The 18,482-nt window shown below is 69.8% G+C and carries 21 protein-coding genes; 12 read left to right on the top strand and 9 right to left on the bottom strand.

What is annotated here, in order from left to right; genetic code table 11:
• Window position 1: 1 nt before the first annotated feature.
• Complete coding sequence (hemE, locus tag BLR02_RS08945) at window positions 2–1,060, bottom strand: uroporphyrinogen decarboxylase (RefSeq protein ID WP_090662857.1); 1,059 nt, start codon at window positions 1,058–1,060, stop codon at window positions 2–4.
• A gap of 310 nt (window positions 1,061–1,370) precedes the next feature.
• Here hemE and BLR02_RS08940 point away from each other — a divergent pair, with 310 nt between their 5' ends.
• From BLR02_RS08940 to BLR02_RS08930, 3 genes are all read left to right on the top strand, one after another.
• Window positions 1,371–2,264, top strand: coding sequence for a pyruvate, water dikinase regulatory protein (locus BLR02_RS08940; RefSeq protein ID WP_090564517.1), 894 nt, complete (start codon window positions 1,371–1,373; stop codon window positions 2,262–2,264).
• Window positions 2,261–2,872 carry a Maf family protein gene (locus BLR02_RS08935; RefSeq protein ID WP_090662512.1) on the top strand — a complete coding sequence of 204 codons (612 nt, stop codon included), beginning with the start codon at window positions 2,261–2,263 and terminating at the stop codon, window positions 2,870–2,872. Before BLR02_RS08940 ends, BLR02_RS08935 begins: the two co-directional genes overlap by 4 nt.
• 101 nt (window positions 2,873–2,973) lie before the next feature.
• A complete protein-coding gene (locus tag BLR02_RS08930; RefSeq protein ID WP_090662510.1) occupies window positions 2,974–3,507 on the top strand; it encodes a hypothetical protein in 534 nt (177 codons plus the stop codon).
• A 1-nt stretch (window position 3,508) separates the two neighbouring features.
• On the opposite strand, the gene BLR02_RS08925 is transcribed toward BLR02_RS08930, so the two are convergent.
• The 7 genes from BLR02_RS08925 to BLR02_RS08890 form a co-directional block, all read right to left on the bottom strand.
• Window positions 3,509–3,934, bottom strand: coding sequence for a helix-turn-helix domain-containing protein (locus tag BLR02_RS08925; protein WP_090662508.1), 426 nt, complete (start codon window positions 3,932–3,934; stop codon window positions 3,509–3,511).
• Window positions 3,931–4,482: a Smr/MutS family protein gene (locus BLR02_RS08920; RefSeq protein ID WP_245704702.1), complete on the bottom strand. Its 552-nt coding sequence runs from the start codon at window positions 4,480–4,482 to the stop codon at window positions 3,931–3,933. The genes BLR02_RS08925 and BLR02_RS08920 overlap by 4 nt, the downstream gene beginning before the upstream one ends.
• A complete protein-coding gene (locus tag BLR02_RS08915) occupies window positions 4,479–5,243 on the bottom strand; it encodes a LutC/YkgG family protein (RefSeq protein WP_090662506.1) in 765 nt (254 codons plus the stop codon). Before BLR02_RS08915 ends, BLR02_RS08920 begins: the two co-directional genes overlap by 4 nt.
• Window positions 5,240–6,664, bottom strand: coding sequence for a LutB/LldF family L-lactate oxidation iron-sulfur protein (locus tag BLR02_RS08910; protein ID WP_090564526.1), 1,425 nt, complete (start codon window positions 6,662–6,664; stop codon window positions 5,240–5,242). The genes BLR02_RS08915 and BLR02_RS08910 overlap by 4 nt, the downstream gene beginning before the upstream one ends.
• 448 nt (window positions 6,665–7,112) lie before the next feature.
• Window positions 7,113–7,412 (bottom strand): circadian clock KaiB family protein, encoded by a 300-nt coding sequence (locus BLR02_RS08900; RefSeq protein WP_090564530.1) that lies wholly within the window; start codon window positions 7,410–7,412, stop codon window positions 7,113–7,115.
• The gene (locus BLR02_RS08895; RefSeq protein WP_090662504.1) at window positions 7,409–9,118 is read right to left on the bottom strand and encodes an ATPase domain-containing protein; all 1,710 of its coding nucleotides are present in this window, start codon (window positions 9,116–9,118) and stop codon (window positions 7,409–7,411) included. The genes BLR02_RS08900 and BLR02_RS08895 overlap by 4 nt, the downstream gene beginning before the upstream one ends.
• Window positions 9,115–10,860 (bottom strand): putative bifunctional diguanylate cyclase/phosphodiesterase, encoded by a 1,746-nt coding sequence (locus BLR02_RS08890; RefSeq protein ID WP_090662502.1) that lies wholly within the window; start codon window positions 10,858–10,860, stop codon window positions 9,115–9,117. Before BLR02_RS08890 ends, BLR02_RS08895 begins: the two co-directional genes overlap by 4 nt.
• A 361-nt stretch (window positions 10,861–11,221) precedes the next feature.
• On the opposite strand from BLR02_RS08890, the gene hisF reads away from it, so the two are divergent.
• From hisF to BLR02_RS08845, 9 genes are all read left to right on the top strand, one after another.
• Window positions 11,222–11,998 (top strand): imidazole glycerol phosphate synthase subunit HisF, encoded by a 777-nt coding sequence (gene hisF, locus BLR02_RS08885; RefSeq protein ID WP_090564535.1) that lies wholly within the window; start codon window positions 11,222–11,224, stop codon window positions 11,996–11,998.
• Window positions 11,999–12,001: 3 nt separating this feature from the next.
• The gene (locus tag BLR02_RS08880; protein ID WP_090564537.1) at window positions 12,002–12,520 is read left to right on the top strand and encodes a phosphoribosyl-ATP diphosphatase; all 519 of its coding nucleotides are present in this window, start codon (window positions 12,002–12,004) and stop codon (window positions 12,518–12,520) included.
• A gap of 22 nt (window positions 12,521–12,542) precedes the next feature.
• Entirely contained in the window at window positions 12,543–12,929 is a 387-nt protein-coding gene (locus tag BLR02_RS08875; RefSeq protein ID WP_090564539.1) for a histidine triad nucleotide-binding protein, read from the top strand.
• 3 nt (window positions 12,930–12,932) lie between these two features.
• Window positions 12,933–13,784, top strand: coding sequence for a SirB1 family protein (locus BLR02_RS08870; RefSeq protein WP_090662500.1), 852 nt, complete (start codon window positions 12,933–12,935; stop codon window positions 13,782–13,784).
• Between the two features lie 364 nt (window positions 13,785–14,148).
• A complete protein-coding gene (gene gshB / locus BLR02_RS08865) occupies window positions 14,149–15,087 on the top strand; it encodes a glutathione synthase (RefSeq protein WP_090564541.1) in 939 nt (312 codons plus the stop codon).
• Between the two features lie 55 nt (window positions 15,088–15,142).
• Entirely contained in the window at window positions 15,143–16,186 is a 1,044-nt protein-coding gene (locus tag BLR02_RS08860) for a sensor histidine kinase (protein WP_090662498.1), read from the top strand.
• A gap of 134 nt (window positions 16,187–16,320) precedes the next feature.
• Window positions 16,321–16,692: a response regulator gene (locus tag BLR02_RS08855; protein ID WP_176849453.1), complete on the top strand. Its 372-nt coding sequence runs from the start codon at window positions 16,321–16,323 to the stop codon at window positions 16,690–16,692.
• Window positions 16,693–16,771: 79 nt separating this feature from the next.
• Window positions 16,772–17,044, top strand: coding sequence for a metal ABC transporter solute-binding protein, Zn/Mn family (locus tag BLR02_RS08850; protein WP_090564547.1), 273 nt, complete (start codon window positions 16,772–16,774; stop codon window positions 17,042–17,044).
• 342 nt (window positions 17,045–17,386) lie between these two features.
• On the top strand, window positions 17,387–17,827 hold the full coding sequence (locus tag BLR02_RS08845; RefSeq protein ID WP_090662494.1) for a hypothetical protein: 441 nt from the start codon (window positions 17,387–17,389) through the stop codon (window positions 17,825–17,827).
• Between the two features lie 330 nt (window positions 17,828–18,157).
• Here the strand turns inward: BLR02_RS08845 and BLR02_RS08840 are convergent.
• Window positions 18,158–18,482: transposase (locus BLR02_RS08840; RefSeq protein ID WP_176849452.1), on the bottom strand; the 325-nt coding region annotated here is incomplete at its 5' end.

Raw genomic sequence — 18,482 nt, 5'->3', positions numbered from 1 at the left:
GTTAGCCGGTTCGGACCAAACGCACCAGGGCCGAGACATGGTCGGGGGGCGTCACCTTCTCGATTCCATGCCCGAGATTGAAGATGAAGGGCCGGCCACGCATGGCGCCGAGGATGGAGCGTGCCTCCGCCTCCAGCGCCATCCCGCCCGCAACCAGGGACAGCGGGTCGAGATTGCCCTGCAGCGCCATGCGCGGCGGCACGGCGGAGGCCGCCCAGCGCAGGTCCATGGAGGTGTCGATGCCGAGGCACTGCACCCCGGTGCGCTGGCTGTACTCGATCAGCATCGGCCCGGCGAGGCGGGGGAAGCCGATGATCGGGATCAGCGGATGGCGCTTGCGGATGGCCCGCACCAGGCTTGCCGTCGGCTCGATCACCCAGCGGCGGAACTGGGAGGGGGCGAGCAGCCCGGCCCAGCTGTCGAAGAGCATCAGCGCCTCCGCCCCGGCATCGGCCTGGGCGCAGAGATACTCCGTGCTGGCCTCGATGAGGATGCGGATCAACCGGCCGAAGAGCGCCGGGTCGCCATAGGCCATGCCGCGGGCGGCGGCGAAGTCCCGGCTGCCATGGCCCTCGACCATGTAGCAGGCCACGGTGAAGGGGCTGCCGGCAAAGCCGATCAGCGTGGTGCGCGGCGCCTCCGCCTCCAGCCCGGCGCGGACCAGCCGGACGGTCTCGAGGATGGGCGCGGCATTGGCGGCGCAGACCGAGGGGTCCAGCCGGCCGATCGCCGTGGCGTCGCGCACCGGCTCCAGCACCGGCCCCTCGCCCTCGGCGAAGCGGAGCGGCTGGCCCATGGCCCAGGGCACCATGAGGATGTCGGAGAAGAGGATCGCCCCGTCCATGCCGTAGCGGCGGATCGGCTGGAGCGTGACCTCGGACGCCAGGGTGGGCGCGGTGCAGAGGGCGATGAAGTCGCCGGCCTGGGCGCGGAGCTCCCGGTACTCCGGCAGGTAGCGGCCGGCCTGGCGCATCAGCCACATCGGCGGGGGCCAGACGGCGTCGCCCGCCAGGGTGCGCAGCAGGGGTTTCGGACTCGGGGTCTCGTTCGGGCCGGACATGCTTCCCTCCATGCACTCTCCCTTCGCAAGAAAACAGGAGTCTTGAAAGATTGGTGTGGTGATAGGGCCTGTGGATGCTGTGGACGCAATCGCTCCGGATTCCATCCACAGCCCTGTCCACCATCGCCTGAGTCGGCGACTCGCTGACTCCGCTGGGTGAATCCCCTCCCGTCCCGGAGTCGGCCGACTCAGTCGGGACTCCTCTCCCGCCCGCCTGGGATGTGCCGGGTTGCCCACCCGACTCACCGCGGACGGAGTCAGTCGCCGAGTTTTCCCGTCCATCCCCAGCGCCCTGCGCTATTCTCCCGGAATGCCCCACCGAACCATCAACCTGCATCTGGTCTCCGACAGCACGGGCGAAACGCTCAATTCCATTGCCCGTGCCACCCTCGCCCGGTTCGAGGACCACCATGTGGTGCATCATCGCTGGAGCCTCATCCGCTCCCGCCTGCAACTCGACCGGGTGCTGGAGGGGCTCAACCATGAGCCGGGGCCGGTGCTCTTCACCCTGGTGGACCGGAGCCTTCGCCTGGCGCTGGAAGAGAATTGCATGCGGCTCGGCGTGCCCTGCCTCTCGGTGCTCGACCAAGTGGTGGACCTGCTGCAGGGCCAGCTCGGCGCCCGGGCGCGGGAGAAGCGGGCGGCCCAGCATGTGATGGATGCCGACTACTTCCGCCGGATCGACGCCATGCATTACGTGCTGGCGCATGACGACGGCCAGGGGACGGCGGGCATCCATGAGGCGGATGTCTGCCTCGTCGGCGTCTCCCGCAGCAGCAAGACGCCGACCTGCTTCTACCTGGCGAACCGGGGCATCAAGGCGGCTAACGTGCCGATCGTGCCGAACTCCGCCCTGCCGCCGGAACTGGCCGAGGCGCCCTGCCCCGTGGTCGGCCTGACCATCGAGACCAATGCGCTGATCGAGATCCGCCGCCACCGGCTGCGGCTGATCGGCGCCGATGGCGTGCGGCAGGACACCAACGACTATATCGACCATGACAGCGTGAAGGCCGAGATCCTGGCCGCCCGCCGGCTCTGCAACCAGCATGGCTGGCCGGTGATCGACGTCACCCGCCGCAGCATCGAGGAGACGGCGGCGACGGTGCTGCAGCTGATGGAAGCCTGGCATGCCCGGCGCGGCAGCGCGGCGGCACCCGCCCCGGTGGACCCGGCGGCCGTGGTGCTCGGGGGTGGTGCGGCATGATCCAGCGGCCGGACCCGCCCGTCATCCTCGCCACCGCCTCCCCGGCCCGGCGAGCGGTCCTAGCAGCGGCCGGCCTCCGCTTCGAGGCGGAGGCGGCGGCGGTGGATGAGGCCGCCATCAAGGAGGGCGCGCAGGCCGAGGGCATTCCCGCCGGCGAGGCCGCCATGCTGCTGGCCGAGGCCAAGGCGGCCCGCATCGCCCGCCGCCATCCCGGCGCGCTGGTGATCGGCGCCGATCAGATGCTGGTCAGCGAGGGGCGCTGGTTCGACAAGCCGCCGGACATGGCCACGGCACGGGCCCAGCTCCTGGCTCTGCGCGGGCGGCCGCATGAGTTGATGACCGCCATGGTGTGCTGGCGGGGGGGCCAGCGCATCTGGCAACACCTGGCCCGGCCGCGACTGGTCATGCGGGAATTCTCCGAGGCCTTCCTCGATGCCTATCTGGCCGCCGAGGGCGAGGCGGTACTCGGCTCGGTCGGCGCCTATCGGCTGGAAGGACCTGGCATTCAGCTCTTCGCCAGCGTCGAGGGCGAGCACAGCGCCATCCTTGGCCTGCCGCTGCTGCCGCTGCTGGGCTTCCTCCGCCAGCACGGGTTGCTGATCGGATAAGGAAGGGTTCCCGCAAATCGTATATTGACGGCAAAGTGAGATCACACGATCCTGTGATCTCTGGGGTGCGCTTCCGCACGCTGCTGCCACGGGATCACGCGATGCCGCATCGTCAGGATGGGCGCCTTACCGTTGCGGAACTGCCGGCCGGCCGCATCTTGGAGGACTGCCCCGCGGGGCTGCGCAGCCATGAGGATCTGCAGGCGGAGAATGGCGGGCTCATCCCCTGGTGCGGGCCGGCGACACTCGCCCTGGCCAGCGGCCTGCCCTACTTCGCCGCCGGCACCATGCTGCGTGGCATCGCCCCCAGCTGGTACCCAGGCACCGGCCCGGTGGTGACGGCCTATTGGCGGGACATCCTGGGGGCGCTGGAGCAGCTGGGCGTCGCCCATGCCCCCGTCCCGGTGCCGGAGCGGCGGCCGAGCCTGCTGGGCCTGGTGCGCGATGGGCTGCCGGCCGGCTGGTATCTGCTGCGCATCACCGACCATTTCCTGCTGCTGAACAACCAGGGTTTCGGCCTCGCCACGCTGCATGACAACCGCCACACCGCCGCGGTGCTGACGGCGCGGACGCATGGCCGGCGGCGGGTGACCCATATCGCCCACCTGCCGCAGGGCCCGCGCTTCCGCTTCTGACCTATTTATGGCGGGGCGCGGGGCCGGGCCTTGGCCCCTGAGCGGCGGTGAAGGTGCTGCCGTCGACGGGCACCGCGCCCCCGTCCAGCACGCGGGTCAGCATCTGGATGACCTCGGGCGATAGCTTGCGGATCTCCCGCGCCAGGCGGTTGGCGAGCGCCGTCGCCTCCGGGCTCAGCCCTGCCGTGTCGAGCACGACACGCGGGTGGGAGAGCCGCGCCAGCCGCGCCATCTCCTCCGCATCGTCCCAGATCAGGCCGAAGAACTCGTTCACCTGGTGGATGAGGCCGGCGGAGGGCCTGCCGCGATGCCCATGCTCCAGCGCGGAGAGATAGGCAGGGGAGACGTGCAGCGCCTCGGCCAGCGCAGCCTGGCTGACGCCATGCGCCTCGCGCAGCGCCCGCAGCCGCTGGCCGAAGGGTGTCATCTGCGGCGCCGCAGCAGGAGATGGACGGCGCCGGGGTTGCTGGCATGCGGATGGGCGGCGCCGAGCAGCAGCGGCCGCATCTCCGCCGTGTTCAGCCAGAAGGGCAGCTCGCGGCGCAATACGCCGCCCTCCTGGCTCGAACCCTTGCCGGTGACGATGGCCACGCAGCGCAGCCCATCCGCCTGCGCCTCCAGCAGGAAGCGGCGGACGGCGGCATGGGCGTCCTGTGCCCGCCTGCCATGCAGGTCGAGCGTGCGTTCCGGGCGGGTGCGGCCGCGTCGAAGCTCCCGCCAGCGCTTGGCGTCGATGCCGGGCGGGGCGGCCCCGACCTGCAATTCGGGTGGCGGGCGCAACCGGGCTGGCGCCGGCGCCGGGAGGGCGGCGTTCGCGGCGGGAGCCGGCGGGGCGGGCGGCACCGGATCGGGCGGTGGAGGCGGCAGGGCCTTGCCGGGCATGGGCGCCACCAGGGCCCGTGCCGTCCAGGCCTGCCAGAGACGCCGGTCGAGCTCGCTCAGCCCGCGCTTCGCCCGAGGGGCGGGCGGGATCAATCCCCCGGCGCGGCAGGGCCGCCTGGCACGGCGACCGGCGGCGGTACCGCCGCCTCCCCCATTGGAAGGGCGGCGGGGTCGTCATCGATCAGGATGACATGCAGTCGCCGCGGCCCATGCGCGCCGAGCTCGAGCGTCTGCTCGATATCGGCGCTGCGGGAGGGGCCGGTGACGAACATGATGTTGCGGGGCATGAAGCCGCCGCTGCGCGCATCCCTGTTCTCGGCTCGCAGCCGGTCCCAGGCCTCCTCATAGGCGCCGACCACGCGGCTGGCGCGGAGCACGACGATCTCGGTCTCGACCAGGAGGTTGAGGGTGGTCGGACGCTCCGGCGCGGAGGGGAGCATGAGCGTGCCCGTCTCCGCCACGGCGGCATAGCCGTGCTGGAGGCTGACCTGGTCGCTCGCCTGGGCGCGGCGCTGCTCCATCTCCAGCAACGGCCGCTCCGCCCAGGGGATGGCGATGAGCTCGGGGTGCGGTGCCATGGCGAAGCGGGGGGCCAGGTTCTGCGCCGCCAGGTAGTCCGCGACGGCAGCGGGCACGGCTGCCGCATTCGGCACGCGCTCCACCGTGCCGAACTCCTTCTCCACATTGTGGACGAAGAGGGCGATCTGGTCTGGCCGCGGGCGGCGCGAGCGGGCGGGGATGAGATGGCGCGGATGCGTCATCAGCCGGCCTTCCAGCATCGCCTGCTGGTCGGCCGGCAGGGGCCCGCGCTTCAGGCCGCGGCGGATTGCGCCGAGGATGGCGTCCTTGCTCATCGCCGGCGCTGCTCCTTCGCGTAGCGGGCCATGAAGGTGCCGCCCTCGGGCACGGGCAGGTCCCGCCCTGCGGTCCATCCACCGGCGAGGGGCAGGGTGTGGAAGGCACCCTTGCCACGTCCAAGCAGGCCGAGCACCCCGTTGGCGGCACGGGTCATCAGCCGGTAGAGGCTGGGACGGCGGGCGAACCAGGCCCAGAGGGCGAGGTTGCCGCGCTGGGTGGCCGGCGTCAGGTGGCGCTCGAATTCCCGCTCGCGCCAGTGGCGCATCATCTTCGGCAGCGGGATCTTCACCGGGCAGACGCTCTCGCAGCGGCCGCAGAAGGTGGAGGCGTTGGGCAGCAGGCCGGTCTTCTCGATGCCGACCAGGGAGGGCGTCAGCACCGAGCCCATGGGGCCGGGATAGACCCAGCCATAGGCATGGCCGCCGACCGCGCCATAAACCGGGCAGTGGTTCATGCAGGCGGCGCAGCGGATGCAGCGCAGCATCTCCTGGAACTCGGTGCCGATCATGTTGGAGCGGCCGCTGTCGATCAGCACCACATGGTACTCCTCCGGCCCGTCGAGGTCGCCGGGGCGACGGGCGCCGGTGGAGAAGGTGGTGTAGACCGAGAAGTCCTGCCCCGTGGCGGAGCGCGCCAGCAGGCGGAGCAGGCTGGTCGCATCCTCCAGCGTGGGGACGACCTTCTCGATGCTGGCGAGCGCGATATGCACCCGCGGCAGCGTCTGCGTCAGGTCGCCATTGCCTTCATTGGTGACAATGACGCTGCTGCCGGTCTCGGCGATCAGGAAATTGGCGCCGGTGATGCCGACATCGGCCTCCAGGAACCGCTCCCGCAGCTTGGTGCGTGCCTCGGCCAGGATGTCGCGCCGCTCGGCGAAGACGCGGTCGGCGGGCAGGTCGGTATGCAGGCGGCGGAAATCGGCCTCCCAGTCCTCCCGGTTCAGGTGGAAGGCGGGGGCGATGATATGGGAGGGGTGCTCCTGGCGGAGCTGCAGGATGTACTCGCCGAGGTCGGTCTCGACCGGGCGGATGCCGTGCGCTTCCAGGTGCGCGTTAATCCCGATCTCCTCGGAGATCATCGACTTGCCCTTGGTGACGGTCCTTGCCCCGGCCTTGCGGCAGATCTCGAGCACGACGGCGCGGGCGTCATCGGCCGTGGAGCACCAATGCACCTGGCCGCCGGCCGCCTTCACCTTCGCCTCATAGGCCTCAAGGTAGAAATCGAGGTTGGCGAGGGTGTGGTTCTTGATGTCGCGGCCGATGTTCCTGAGCTGCTCGAATTCCGGCAGGTTCGCAACGGCGGCGGCACGGCGCTGGAGGAAGGCGCCCTTCGCGGTACCCAGAGCCTTCTGCAACCCCGGATCGGCGAGGGCGCGGCTGGCATTCTCCTTGAAGGCAGGCGAGGTGATGGCGACCACGGGCAAGCTCCTGACAGGCGACCCATATAGCGTCGACAGGGCCGCTGGTCAGGGGGGCTCGGCGCGGCGTATCGTCATGCGGTCCGGCTGGGGGCTCAATCGGGTGGCGTTTCCGCCGGTGCGGCCATGGCTGCGAGGGCCGCGCCGTAGCTCCCGAATTCGCCCAGCCAAGGCCTGGTAGTCCAGCAGCCAGGCCATCATCGCCTCCCAACCCTCGGCCGCATGGTACCAGGACTGTCGGGTGTCCCACAGGAAGACTACGTGTTCGTCCCGGGTGTCCTGGCACAACATCGGCGCCGCTCGAGGGGAACGGAGCCGCCGGGCAGGATCAGCGTTTCGCCGCGGCCAGGATGGGCCAGCAGGTCCTAGGCACCGAAATGCTCCACGATCGGCGCCTCCGTTTCCTCAGCCGGCATGCAAGGCTCTTCGTCCTGTTGCGCCGCCGCATTCAGCCCAGGGCGTCCGCCAGCCAGCCGGCCAGCAACTCCGGCCGCTCGAAATCGCCCACGAACCAGCGCCGCGTGCCGCCAGGCGGGATCAGGGCGAGGCTCGGCGTCGCCAGCAGGCCGGCCTCCAGCGCCCTGGCGGGATCCCGCAGGACATCGACGACCTCGATCCGGAACGTGCTTTCGGGCCGTCCGCTGGCCGCGATCGCCGCCATGAGGATGCGCAGGGCGGCGGCGGAGCGGGGGGCGCCGCCAGCGACGAACAGAACCACGGCCGCCTGCGGGGCGGGGACGTCGCTCATGCCCCCCCTCCTCCCTCCGGCGTGTCGGCGAGGCGGCTGATCGCCAGCTGCGCCCGCGCGCCCTCCTGCATGGCCCGGCGCTCCGCCTCGGCCGTCTCGAGCAGCGACAGCTCGGTCCGCGTGGCCTCGAGCTGCAGGGCAGCCTGGGCCTGCCGCACCTCGGCCTCGGCGAGCTGCGCCTGCAATTCGCGCTGCCGGCGCTGGTGCTGCAGCGCGGTGGCGATGTCCTGCCGCCGCAGCTCGGCTTCCCGCTCCATCCGGGCGGTGCCGAGGAGCACGGCGCCGCCCGCCGTATAGACATCGGTCAGGGTACAGCCCTCGCCGGTCATGATGAACTCGCGGGTCTGGTTGGAATGGGCGCTGCCGCGGGCCTTGACGATGGACAGCGTCCGGTTGCGCTCGCCGCCGCGCTCGGCATAGCCGAGGGCGATCCAGGCATCCGCGATGGTGGAGACGGCGCTGAGGGTCGAGAGCGAGGGGTCGTGCCCGACATCCACCAGCGAGGTCAGCAGCGCGGTCATGCTCCGTGCCCGAGCCTCCTCCACCAGCCGGCGGACGGCGGACTGGCCGAGATCGGCGACACCGCCACGCATGAGGGAGGAGATGGGGTCGACCACCAGCGCGGTCGCCGAATGCGCCTCGATCGCCGCCAGGATCTCGGACAGGAGCTGCTCCGGCCCGTCCCGGCCCGGCTGCAGGCCGATCAGCCGGAGGGCGCCCGAGGCACGGTGCGCCGCCAGGTCGATCCCGACCGAGCGCATGTTGCGGATGGTCTGCTCCGGCCCCTCATCGAAGGCGACATGCACGGCGCGGCCGCCGCTGGCGCAGACATGGGAGGCGAACAGCGCCGCCAGGGTGGATTTGCCGGTGCCCGGCGGGCCGGAGAGCAGGGCGGTGCTGCCGCGCAGATAGCCCCCGCCGAGCAGGACATCGAGCCGTGCCATGCCGGAGCCCACACGGTCCTGGGGGGCCGGCTGGGCATCGCCACCGGGCCACATCAGCGGCTCCAGACCATGGCGGGAGAAGAACAGGGGATGCGCGCTGCTGCTATGCGGACTGCCGCGGTACTTGGTGATGCGGAGCGCGCGCAGCGTGCCGCCGGCTTCCTCCCGCCGCTCCAGCGCCACCACCAGCGACACGGCGAATTCCAGCGGGCCCAGCGCATCGACCGGGGCGCCGACGCGGTCGGCCTTGGCGGTCACGATGCCGGTGAGGCCCTCCTCTTCCAGCCAGCGGCCGAGCCGGGCGAGCTCCGCCCGCCGTCGCGCCGGGTTGGCGAGCCAGCCGAGCACCGTATCCAGCCCGTCCAGCACCACCAGCTCGGCCCCGGTCTGGCGTGCCTTGGCCGAGAGGGTGGCGAGCATGCCGCGCAGGTCGAAATCGCCGGCGAAGACCATGTCCGGATCCGGCCGGAGGTCGATCGGGTGGAAGCTCTGCCCAGCCAGGGATTGCAGGTCCCAGCTGAAGCCGGCGGCGTTACGGAGGATATCGGCTGGCGGCTCCTCCAGGGCGGCGAAGACCGTGACGGCACCGCTGAGATGCGCCCGGGACGCGGCGATCTGGCAGGAGAGCAGCGTCTTGCCGGCACCGGCCTGGCCGAGCAGCACGGTCAGCCGGCGCGAGGGAATGCCGCCATGGGTCAGGCGGTCGAACCAGGCGACGCCCGTTTTCAGCCGGTCCGGCACTTCGGCGGGCGTGGCGCTCATGCCGTGACCGGCAGGCTTGCATGCTTGTCCAGCAGCCAGAACAGGTCCTCCTGGGCCAGCGGCAGGCTGAAGAGATAGCCCTGCGCCACCGGGCAGCCCAGCATCATGAGGTGGCGGCGCTCCGCCTCCGTCTCGACACCCTCGCAGATGGCGGTGATACCGAGGGCGTGCGCAACGCCGAGGACGCCGGTGACGATGGCCGACTGCACCGGGTCGCGGTCCAGGTTGCGGACGAAGCTCCGGTCGAGCTTGACCTCGGTGAAGGGCAGGCTGCGGAGCTGGTCGAGCGAGGCGAAGCCGGTGCCGAAGTCATCCATGGCGAGGCCGATGCCCATCTCGCGCAGCGCGTTGAAGCAGGCGAGGGTGCGTGCCGTGCGGTCCGCCAGCACCGTCTCGGTCAGCTCGACCGAGACCCAGCCCGGCTCCGCCCCGGTCTCGGTGAGGATGCGGCGCATCAGGCCCGGGATGTCGTCGCGGTGAAATTGCACGGGGGAGACGTTGACGGCGATCTGCACCGCATGGCCGCGCCGGTTCAGCTCCGCCGCGGTGCGTGCGGCCTCCGCCAGGGCCCAGGCGCCGATCTCGACGATGAGGCCGCTCTGCTCCGCAACCGGCAGGAAGCGATCGGGCGGCTGCAGGCCGAAGACGGGGTGCTGCCAGCGCAGCAGCGCCTCGAGGCCGATGACGCGGCCGGAGGTGAGCTCGACCTTCGGCTGGTAGTGAAGGGCGAATTCCTTCTGGGCCAGGGCATTCCGCAATTCGGCGGTCAGGCGCAGGCGCCGGCGGGACTCCCGTTCGATGGCAGGGTCGAAGACGCGGCGCTCGCCACGGCCGGCGGCCTTGGCGGCGTATAGCGCGGCCTCGGCCTTGATCAGCAGCGGCTCCGCCTCGGCTGCCACCCAGCTCTGGCTCCCCGCACAGCTGGCCCAGCCGAGGGTGACGGTCAGGGAGACCAGCGCACCTGGCAGGGTGAAAGGCAGGCGCAGCTCGGCATGCAGGCTGGCGACCGTGGCCTCTGCCTCGCTGGGGCAGGGCGGCCGCTGGAGGGCGGCGGCGAATTGGCCGGCGCCGAGCCGGCCGGCGGCGACCACCCCCGTGCAGCGCTCCAGCCGCTGGCTCATCTCCCGCAGGAGGACGTCACCGGCGGCGCGGCCATAGGTGGCGTTGACGTCGCGCAGCTGGTCGATGTCGCAGCACAGCATCAGCAGTCCATGGGGCGCCTCGATCGTCGCCAGCCGGTCAAGCAGGCCGCGCCGGTTCAGCAGGTCGGTGACCTCGTCATGGATGGCGGCGCGGGCGAGCTGCTCGTTCAGGTCCCGGATGCTGGTCACGTCCCGCATGTTGCCGAGGTAGTGCGTGACCTTGCCATCGGCGTTGCGCAGCGGACACAGCCGGAGCTCGTTCCAGAAGGGCGTGCCGTCGCGCCGGTAGTTGCGCAGCACGACGGTCGCGTCGCGCCTTTCGGCGATGGCCTGGGCCATGGCCTCGATGGCGGGCTGCTGGCGCTCGTCGCCCTGGAGGAAGCGGCAGTTGCGGCCGAGCAATTCCCCCCGCTGGTACCCGCTGATCCGCTCGAAGGCGGAGTTCACATAGACCAGCGGGTAGTCGGGCATCGACAGGTCGGCGACGGCGATGCCGTCGGAGAAGCCCTCGAGCGTCTGCTCGTTCAGCGCCAGCTCCAGGCTCAGGGTTGCGCCGCCTTCGGTGGCGAGACGCGCTGCCCTCGGGAAGGGGCCATTCATGGCCTCGGCCTCCAACCCAGGCAGGGCTCTCTACCAGGAGGGGAGTAAGGGCCCGTCCAAACGCTGCTCATGCCGTTGGACGGCCACAGGAGGCGCGGACCTGGCCTTGTCCAAATAGCTCTTCGCTAATCAAGAGGAAGTCACTCGCGCAAAAAGTGTCCGCATCGTCCAGTTAGCAACTTCCCGGTTTTGGGGTCAACAAGAAAGCAGGTTGGTGCACAGATGCCTGGCGGCCGGCGCCGTCCTGTGCGGCGACGCTTCGCCGCTTGACCCATGGCCGCTTCTTCGCCATGCGGAGCGCCTGCGGCGCCGGACCACCCGTGCCGGGCCAGCCGCTTCCTCGAACCGGACAGGTGCCACCGTGCTCGCGCTCCGCGTCATCCCCTGCCTCGACGTGAAGGACGGCCGTGTCGTCAAAGGCGTGAATTTCCTCGCGCTCCGTGATGCCGGCGACCCGGTGGAGCAGGCCCGCACCTATGACCGCGAGGGCGCCGACGAGGTTACTTTCCTCGACATCGCCGCCAGCCATGAGAACCGCGACACCATCCTCGACGTCGTCTCCCGCACGGCGGCGCAGGTCTTCATCCCGCTGACCGTCGGTGGCGGGGTGCGCTCGGTCGAGGATGTGCGGCGGCTGCTGCTGGCCGGCGCCGACAAGGCCAGCATCAACAGCGCCGCCGTCGCCGAGCCGGAACTCGTCTCCCGCGCGGCGGAAGCCTTCGGCAGCCAGGCGATCGTCGTCGCGGTGGATGCGCGGAAGGTGGCGGAGGGCCGCTGGGAGGTCTTCACCCATGGCGGCCGCCGGCCGACGGGGATCGATGCGGTTGGCTGGGCGCAGCGCATGGCGGCCTCCGGCGCCGGCGAGATCCTGCTGACCAGCATGGACCGCGACGGCACGAAATCCGGCTTCGACCTCGACCTGCTGCGGGCGGTGCGGGCCGCGGTGCCGGTGCCGATCATCGCCTCGGGCGGGGTCGGCACCATGCAGCATTTCGTCGAGGGCGCGCGGGTCGGCGCCACCGGGCTGCTGGCCGCCAGCGTTTTCCATTACGGCGAGTTCCGCATTGCCGATGCCAAGGCCGCGCTGGCCGAGGCCGGCCTGCCGGTCCGCCCCCTGCCCGAGACGGAGGCCGCCTGACGCATGGCGAAGGAGACGAAGAAGAAGCCGGCCGCGAAGGCGAGCAAGAAGCGCACCGGCATGCCGGTGCCGGAGGGCCTGCCCGCCGCGCCGCTCAAGCTGCCGAAGGCGGTGAGCCGTGCCGAGAGCCGTCACCTGGTGCCGCTCGCGGTGCCGGAGAAAGGCGATGCCTCCGTGCTCGACCGGCTCTGGGACACGGTCGAGAGCCGGCGGCTGGCGGGCGATGCCGTGCACTCCCACTCCGCACGGCTGATGGCGCGCGGCACCGCCAAGGTCGCCCAGAAGCTGGGCGAGGAGGCGGTGGAATGCGTCATCGAGGCGACGCTCGGCCATCGCGCCGAAACCATCCTGGAATCCGCCGACCTGCTGTATCACCTCATGGTCGTCTGGGTGGATGCCGGCATCCGGCCGGACGAGGTCTGGGCGGAGCTGCGCCGGCGCGAGGGCATCAGCGGCATCGCCGAGAAGGCCGCCCGGCCGAAGGGCATCGTCCGCGCCGCGCGCACCACGAAGCTGGCCTGACAGAGAGCAGGAAGGACCCGCCATGGCCGTCTCCGGCAAGCCGCCTTATGATCCGGCGAACATCTTTGCCCGCATCCTGCGCGGCGAGATCCCCTGCAAGCGGGTGGCGGAGGACGAGCATGCGCTTGCCTTCCATGACATCGCCCCGCAGGCGCCGGTGCATGTGCTGGTGATCCCGAAGGGCGCCTATGTCAGCGCAGCCGATTTCCATGCCGAGGCGCCGGCCGAGGCCATTGCGGGCTTCTGGCGCATGGTTGGCCGCGTGGCGCGGGAACTCGGCCTCGAGGAGCATGGTTATCGCCTCCTGTCCAACATGGGCGAGGATGCCGGGCAGGAAGTCGGGCATTTCCACGTCCATCTCTTCGGTGGCCGCCGCCTCGGCCGGATGGTGCCGCAGCCACGGGAGTGATGCATGGCCTCGAGCCCTGAGGAGGAGGCACGCGCTGCCCTGGCCGCCGCCGGGCAGCTGCCCGATGCGGAGATCGAACTCGCCGCCGTCGCGGTGCAGTTCGGCCGGATCGACGCGCCGGATGCGGATTGGCGGGGGGCCTCCGCCCTGCTCTCGGAACTCGCCCAGGCTGCCGTCGCCGCTGCGGCCGCCGATGAGGTGGCCGATGCCGGCGATGCCGAGCGGCGCCGCGCCGTCCTGGCCGAGGTCATCCATGGCCGGTTCGGCTTCCGCGGCGACACGGAGGATTACGAGAACGCGGCCAATGCCAACCTCATCCGCGTCATCGAGCGGCGGCGGGGCCTGCCGGTCGCGCTCGGCATCCTCTGGCTGCATGCGGCGGAGGCCGCGGGCTGGGCGGCGCATGGGGTCGATTTCCCCGGCCATTTCCTGCTGGCGGTCGAAGGCGGCCGGGGCCAGGCGCTGGTCGATGTCTTCGCCGGCGGCACCGGGCTGCAGGCGCCGGACCTGCGTGCCCTGATCAAGCGGATCGAGGGCGACCGGGCCGAGCTGCGCCCCGGCCTGGTGCGGCTGATGGACCGGCGGGCGGTGCTGCTGCGGCTGCAGAACAACATCAAGCTCCGCCGGCTGCGGGCGCAGGATCTGGGCGGCGCGCTGGCCTGTGCCGAGGACATGCTGCGCCTCGCCCCGGATCAGGCGCTGCTCTGGAGGGAGGCGGGCTTGTTCAACCAGCGGCTGGACCGCATCGGCGCGGCGCTGGCCTGCCTCGAGCGCTCGCTGGAGCTGGAGCCGGAGGGGCCGGTGGCCAGCCGCACCCGGCTTGTGGTGGAGGAGCTGCGCCACCGGCTGAATTGAATGTTTGGCCGTTGATGGGCACTGTCGCGGCTGCCGCGACGCATTCCCCGACCGGATCGAACGCCGATGATCCTGCCCTCGCCCCTGGCGCTGCCCCTGGTCACTGCCGCAAGCCGGCAGCGGATCGCCGACGCTACGCTCTGGCACGACACGCGGCCGGAATGTGCAGGATGCCCCGGTCAGTATTCAGATCCGCGGGTCCGACCTGCTGGCGCAGGCCGGAGACCGGGTGCTTTTCCGCGGCCTTGACCGGGTGGTGGTGTTGCGCGGCGACCGTCGTGGCCCCGCCCTGGTGACGCCGCTGCCCATCCGGCCCTTCCGTCAGCACAGATCATACGCACCTTAATCCAAGCGAGAGAGCACCATGGCCCTGCGTGTCGCCGTTCAGATGGACCCCATCGCCAGCATCAACATCGATGCCGACAGCACCTTCGCGCTGATGCTGGAGGCACAGGCCCGCGGCCATCGGCTCTGGCACTACCATGTGCGGGACCTGGCGCTGGCCGGCGGCCGGCTGCTGGCCCAGGCGGAGCCCGTCACCGTGGAGCGCAAGCACGGCGCCCATTATGCCTTCGGCCCCCGGGAGGAACTCGACCTCTCGACCATGGACGTGGTCCTGATGCGGCAGGATCCGCCCTTCGACATGGCCTATATCACCGCGACGCACCTGCTGGAGCACATCCACCCGAAGACGCTGGTGGTGAACGACCCGGCCAGTGTGCGGAATGCGCCGGAAAAGCTGTTCGTCCTGCAATTCACCGACCTGATGCCCGAGACGCTGGTGACGGCGAGCCGGGCGCAGATCCTTGCCTTTCGCGAGAAGCACGAGGACATCATCGTCAAGCCGCTCTTCGGCAATGGCGGCGCCGGCGTGTTCCATATCAAGCCGGGCGATTCCAACCTGAACAGCCTGATCGAGATGTTCACCGAGCGCTCGCGCGAGCCGCTGATGGTGCAGCGCTACGTCCCCGAGGTGCGCAAGGGCGACAAGCGCATCATCCTGGTGGACGGCGTGGCGATGGGCGCCATCAACCGCGTGCCGGCCGCGGGCGAGGCGCGCAGCAACATGCATGTCGGCGGCCGGCCGGAGAGGACCACGCTGACCGAGCGGGAACGCCATATCTGCGAGCGCATCGGCCCCGAGTTGAAGAAGCGGGGGATGATCTTCGTCGGCATCGACGTCATCGGCGACTACCTGACCGAGATCAACGTCACGTCCCCGACCGGGCTGCAGGAGATCGCCCGCTTCGACGGCGTTCATCTCGAGAGGGCCATCTGGGACGCGATCGAGGCGAAACGCTGACATCGGCGGGACGTTGGGGCGGCGGCGTGATCTCCCGCCCTGGCCTCCGGTGACGATGGAACGTCTCTTCCTGCTTTCGGCCCGCTCGCGGGGCCTGCCTGTCTGGGTGCGGTACGTGGCCACGACGCTGATCGTGGTGGTGTGCCTGCTGCTGCGGCTCTGGATCTTCGGGCACCAGCCGGGCCTGCCCTTCCTGATGTTCTTCCCCGCCGTCATCCTGGTCGGGCTGGCCTTCGACCGCGGCACCGGCGTCTATGCCGCGTTGCTGAGCGGCCTGCTCTCCGTCTGGTTCCTGGTCGAGCCGACGGGCTCGCTCGGCATCGACAAGGCGTCGGACCTGCTGGCGCTGATCCTCTTCCTGGCCATCGCCCTGTTCACTGCCTTCGTCATGGAGGCGCTGCATGTCGCGCTGCGCCGCCTGGCGCAGGAAAGGCAGGGCCTCGCCATCGCCAATGCGGAATTGGCCGATATGGCCAAGGCGCGGGGGACGCTGCTGAGCGAGGCGGTCCACCGGGCCCGGAACGACCTGCAGCGCCTCGCGGCCACGCTGCACCTGCAGGCCGGTGCGGTGCAGGAGGCGTCGGCGCGGCGAGCCCTGCAGGATGCCTCCAGCCGGATCATGGCGCTCGCCCGCATCAATGCCAGGCTGGACGAGCACCGCAATGACGGCCATGCGGTGGTGCAGAGCCGCGGCTTCCTCGAGGGGCTGGCGCAGGATCTGCGCGAGGCGGCGGTGGCCCTTCGCCCGATCGCGCTGGCGGTCCAGGCGGAGGACCATGCGGTGCCGATGGCGCGCGCGGTGCCTATCGGGCTCATCGTGAACGAGTTGGTGGGCAACGCCCTGAAATACGCCTTCCCGGACGAGATGGATGGGCGCGTGAGCGTCCAGTTCCGGCGCGACGGCGAGGATTTCGTCCTGGCGGTCGAGGATAACGGCATCGGCCTCGATCCCGCGAAGCCGCCGCAGGGCAGCGGCCTTGGCACGCGGATCAGCCGTGCCCTGGCCGGACAACTGGGCGGCGGCATCGAAGCCATTGCGGCGACGCCCGGCGGCAACCGGCCGGGATTGCGCTGGACCATGCGCTTTCCAGCCACATGAGTCCTTATGCTGCCGTTCCATGAAAATTCTTTGGACCTGCGGCCCAGGCTATGGCCTTCTCTGCCGGACTGTTTCGGCGAATTTCCTGCATGGTAGATCATGAATGGACGAGGGACTCCGCTCAGCCCCGCCAGTTGCGGGTCCTGGTCGCGGAGGACGAGGCCCTCATCGGCATGGCCGTGGCGTATGAGCTGGAGCAGCGTGGCCATGTCGTGACCATGGCCGGCGACGGGCAGAAGGCTCTTGAGCTGGTGGCGCAGTTCGGCGCCTTCGATGCGCTGGTGACGGACATGCAGATGCCGCGCCTGCGTGGCGACGAATTGGCGCGGCAGATGCGCGCCCGCTTTCCTGACATGCCCATCGTTGTGATGTCCGCCAACCATGTGCCGGAGGCCACCATGGCGCTCGAGGCGTTGGGCGGCCCGATCACCATCCTCACCAAGCCGACGCCCTTCGGCCATCTCGCCGACGAGTTGGAACGGTTGGAGCGGGAGCGGCTGCGTTAGGGTTGCGCCTCAGTCAGGTCCACCAGGTGATGGCGGCGACGAGTGCGACGGCTGATGCGAAGTTGCGGGCGAGGCGGCGATAGTCCTTCTGAACGAGGCGGAGCCATCCGCCGCGGCCGTGGCGCAGCTGATCCGCAAGATCCGCGCCGAAGGCATCACCGCAGTGTTTGTCGAGAACCTGTCCAATCCTGTCGTTCTGCAGCGGCTCGCGGCCGATGCGGGTGTGCGCGTGCGGGGACAGCTCTACTCCGACGCGCTCTCCGCACCAGACGGACCGGCGTCAACCTACGAAACCATGTTCCGACACAATGTCGAGCTTCTAGTCCGCGCGATGCACAGTGAGTCCGCTTGACAGCCCGGCTGAAAAGTCATGAAGCGGGTAACCGTCTTCGGGCCACCTGAAGGGGTCAAGATCAACCCGCCAAGCCAGTCCCATCACCCCTGAGCGAGAAAGGCGTAAGCCTTCATTGCATTTTATGAATCTCCACCCGCAGCCGTAACCTCGCCTCGAATGCCTGCAAGGAGATGGGCAATGTCGCGCAAGGCACAGGTGGGTAGCGCGGGCAAGCCAACATAAGCCGGGACCGGGGGAGGACCGCCCGAGAAGTCGATTTCCGGCACCACTGCCGAGGCGTACGGCTCGGCCGTCGCCGTTGGCGAGCACACGCTGGCGACCTCCGATGTCTCTTTGACCATGACGGTCCACGGGCCGGTCACGAAGGTGGACGCGTCCGTGACCTCCACAGCCTCGGCGTCGTCTCCCGACGGTGGGTCAGTCTATGCGAGCGCCTACACAGGTATGAATGTCGCCAACGCGGACATCTACATCTCAAAGACCACCATCACGACCAGCGACGATCTCTCGTTCGAGTCTAGCACCACGACGGTCAAGGCGCTGAACCTACCGGTCAACCTGACAAATCCCGTCAGGGTGGAGAAGACGACGAGCATCCAGGTCAGCGACGCTCCTGGCACGCCTGAGGGCAACCTCGCCACCCTTGACTTTGATGTCGATGTCTATGGTGAGAACACACTGGCCGACGTGTCGGCGGACGTTCTGTCGCTGGAGGACCAGCTATCGACCAGCACGCTGAACGTATACGGCACGACCAGCGGCGGTGATTGGTGGGGATGAGCCGGCCCCGGCCAGGCAGGGGCGTCCTATCGAGGCCACTTCGATCCCTCCCATAACTTCACGAATGGGCTCTGAGCCGACGCTGCTTGTCCCGTCATGGTAGGAGGATCAGCGCTGCGATGTGCTGAAGCCCGCTCGCCGCTTCGGTCGGACGCCGGCAAGTTGCATGGTCTTTTTATACGGACCGGGACTCGCAGCGGACCCCTGGCGCCGATCATCTTCGCCAGAGGCGCTGAAAACAGTGTGACGTCATTGGCCGCAATCTGAATCGCCCTGCGTTGCGGAGGGGCTTCGAGGCATGCTCGGCCGGCTAATACCAAATCCCATTGATCAGAACCGATGCGCCCAATCGCGCAGTCCGATGGACATGATAGTCCAGGGCTGCTCGACGAGGCGGTTCCAGGCCCGACAGCAATGGTCGACGATGTCGTCGTAGCAGTGGAAGACGCGGTTCGAGAGCCAGTTGTCCCGCAGGAACTGCCAGGTGTTCTCCACCGGGTTCAATTCGGGACACTTGGGCGGCAGCGGGACGAGGGTGATGTTCGGCGGCACCTCGAGCCTGTCCGATAGGTGCCATCCGGCTTGGTCGAGCAGCAGCACGGCATGCGCGTTCGGCGCCACAGCGGCAGCGATCTCGGCGAGATGCAGGCTCATG

The organism is Belnapia rosea (genome assembly GCF_900101615.1).
In the GTDB taxonomy this organism is placed as follows: Bacteria; Pseudomonadota; Alphaproteobacteria; order Acetobacterales; family Acetobacteraceae; genus Belnapia; species Belnapia rosea.
The sequence above is the reverse complement of the archived record's forward strand: the minus strand, read 5'-3'. Positions and strand labels throughout refer to the sequence as shown.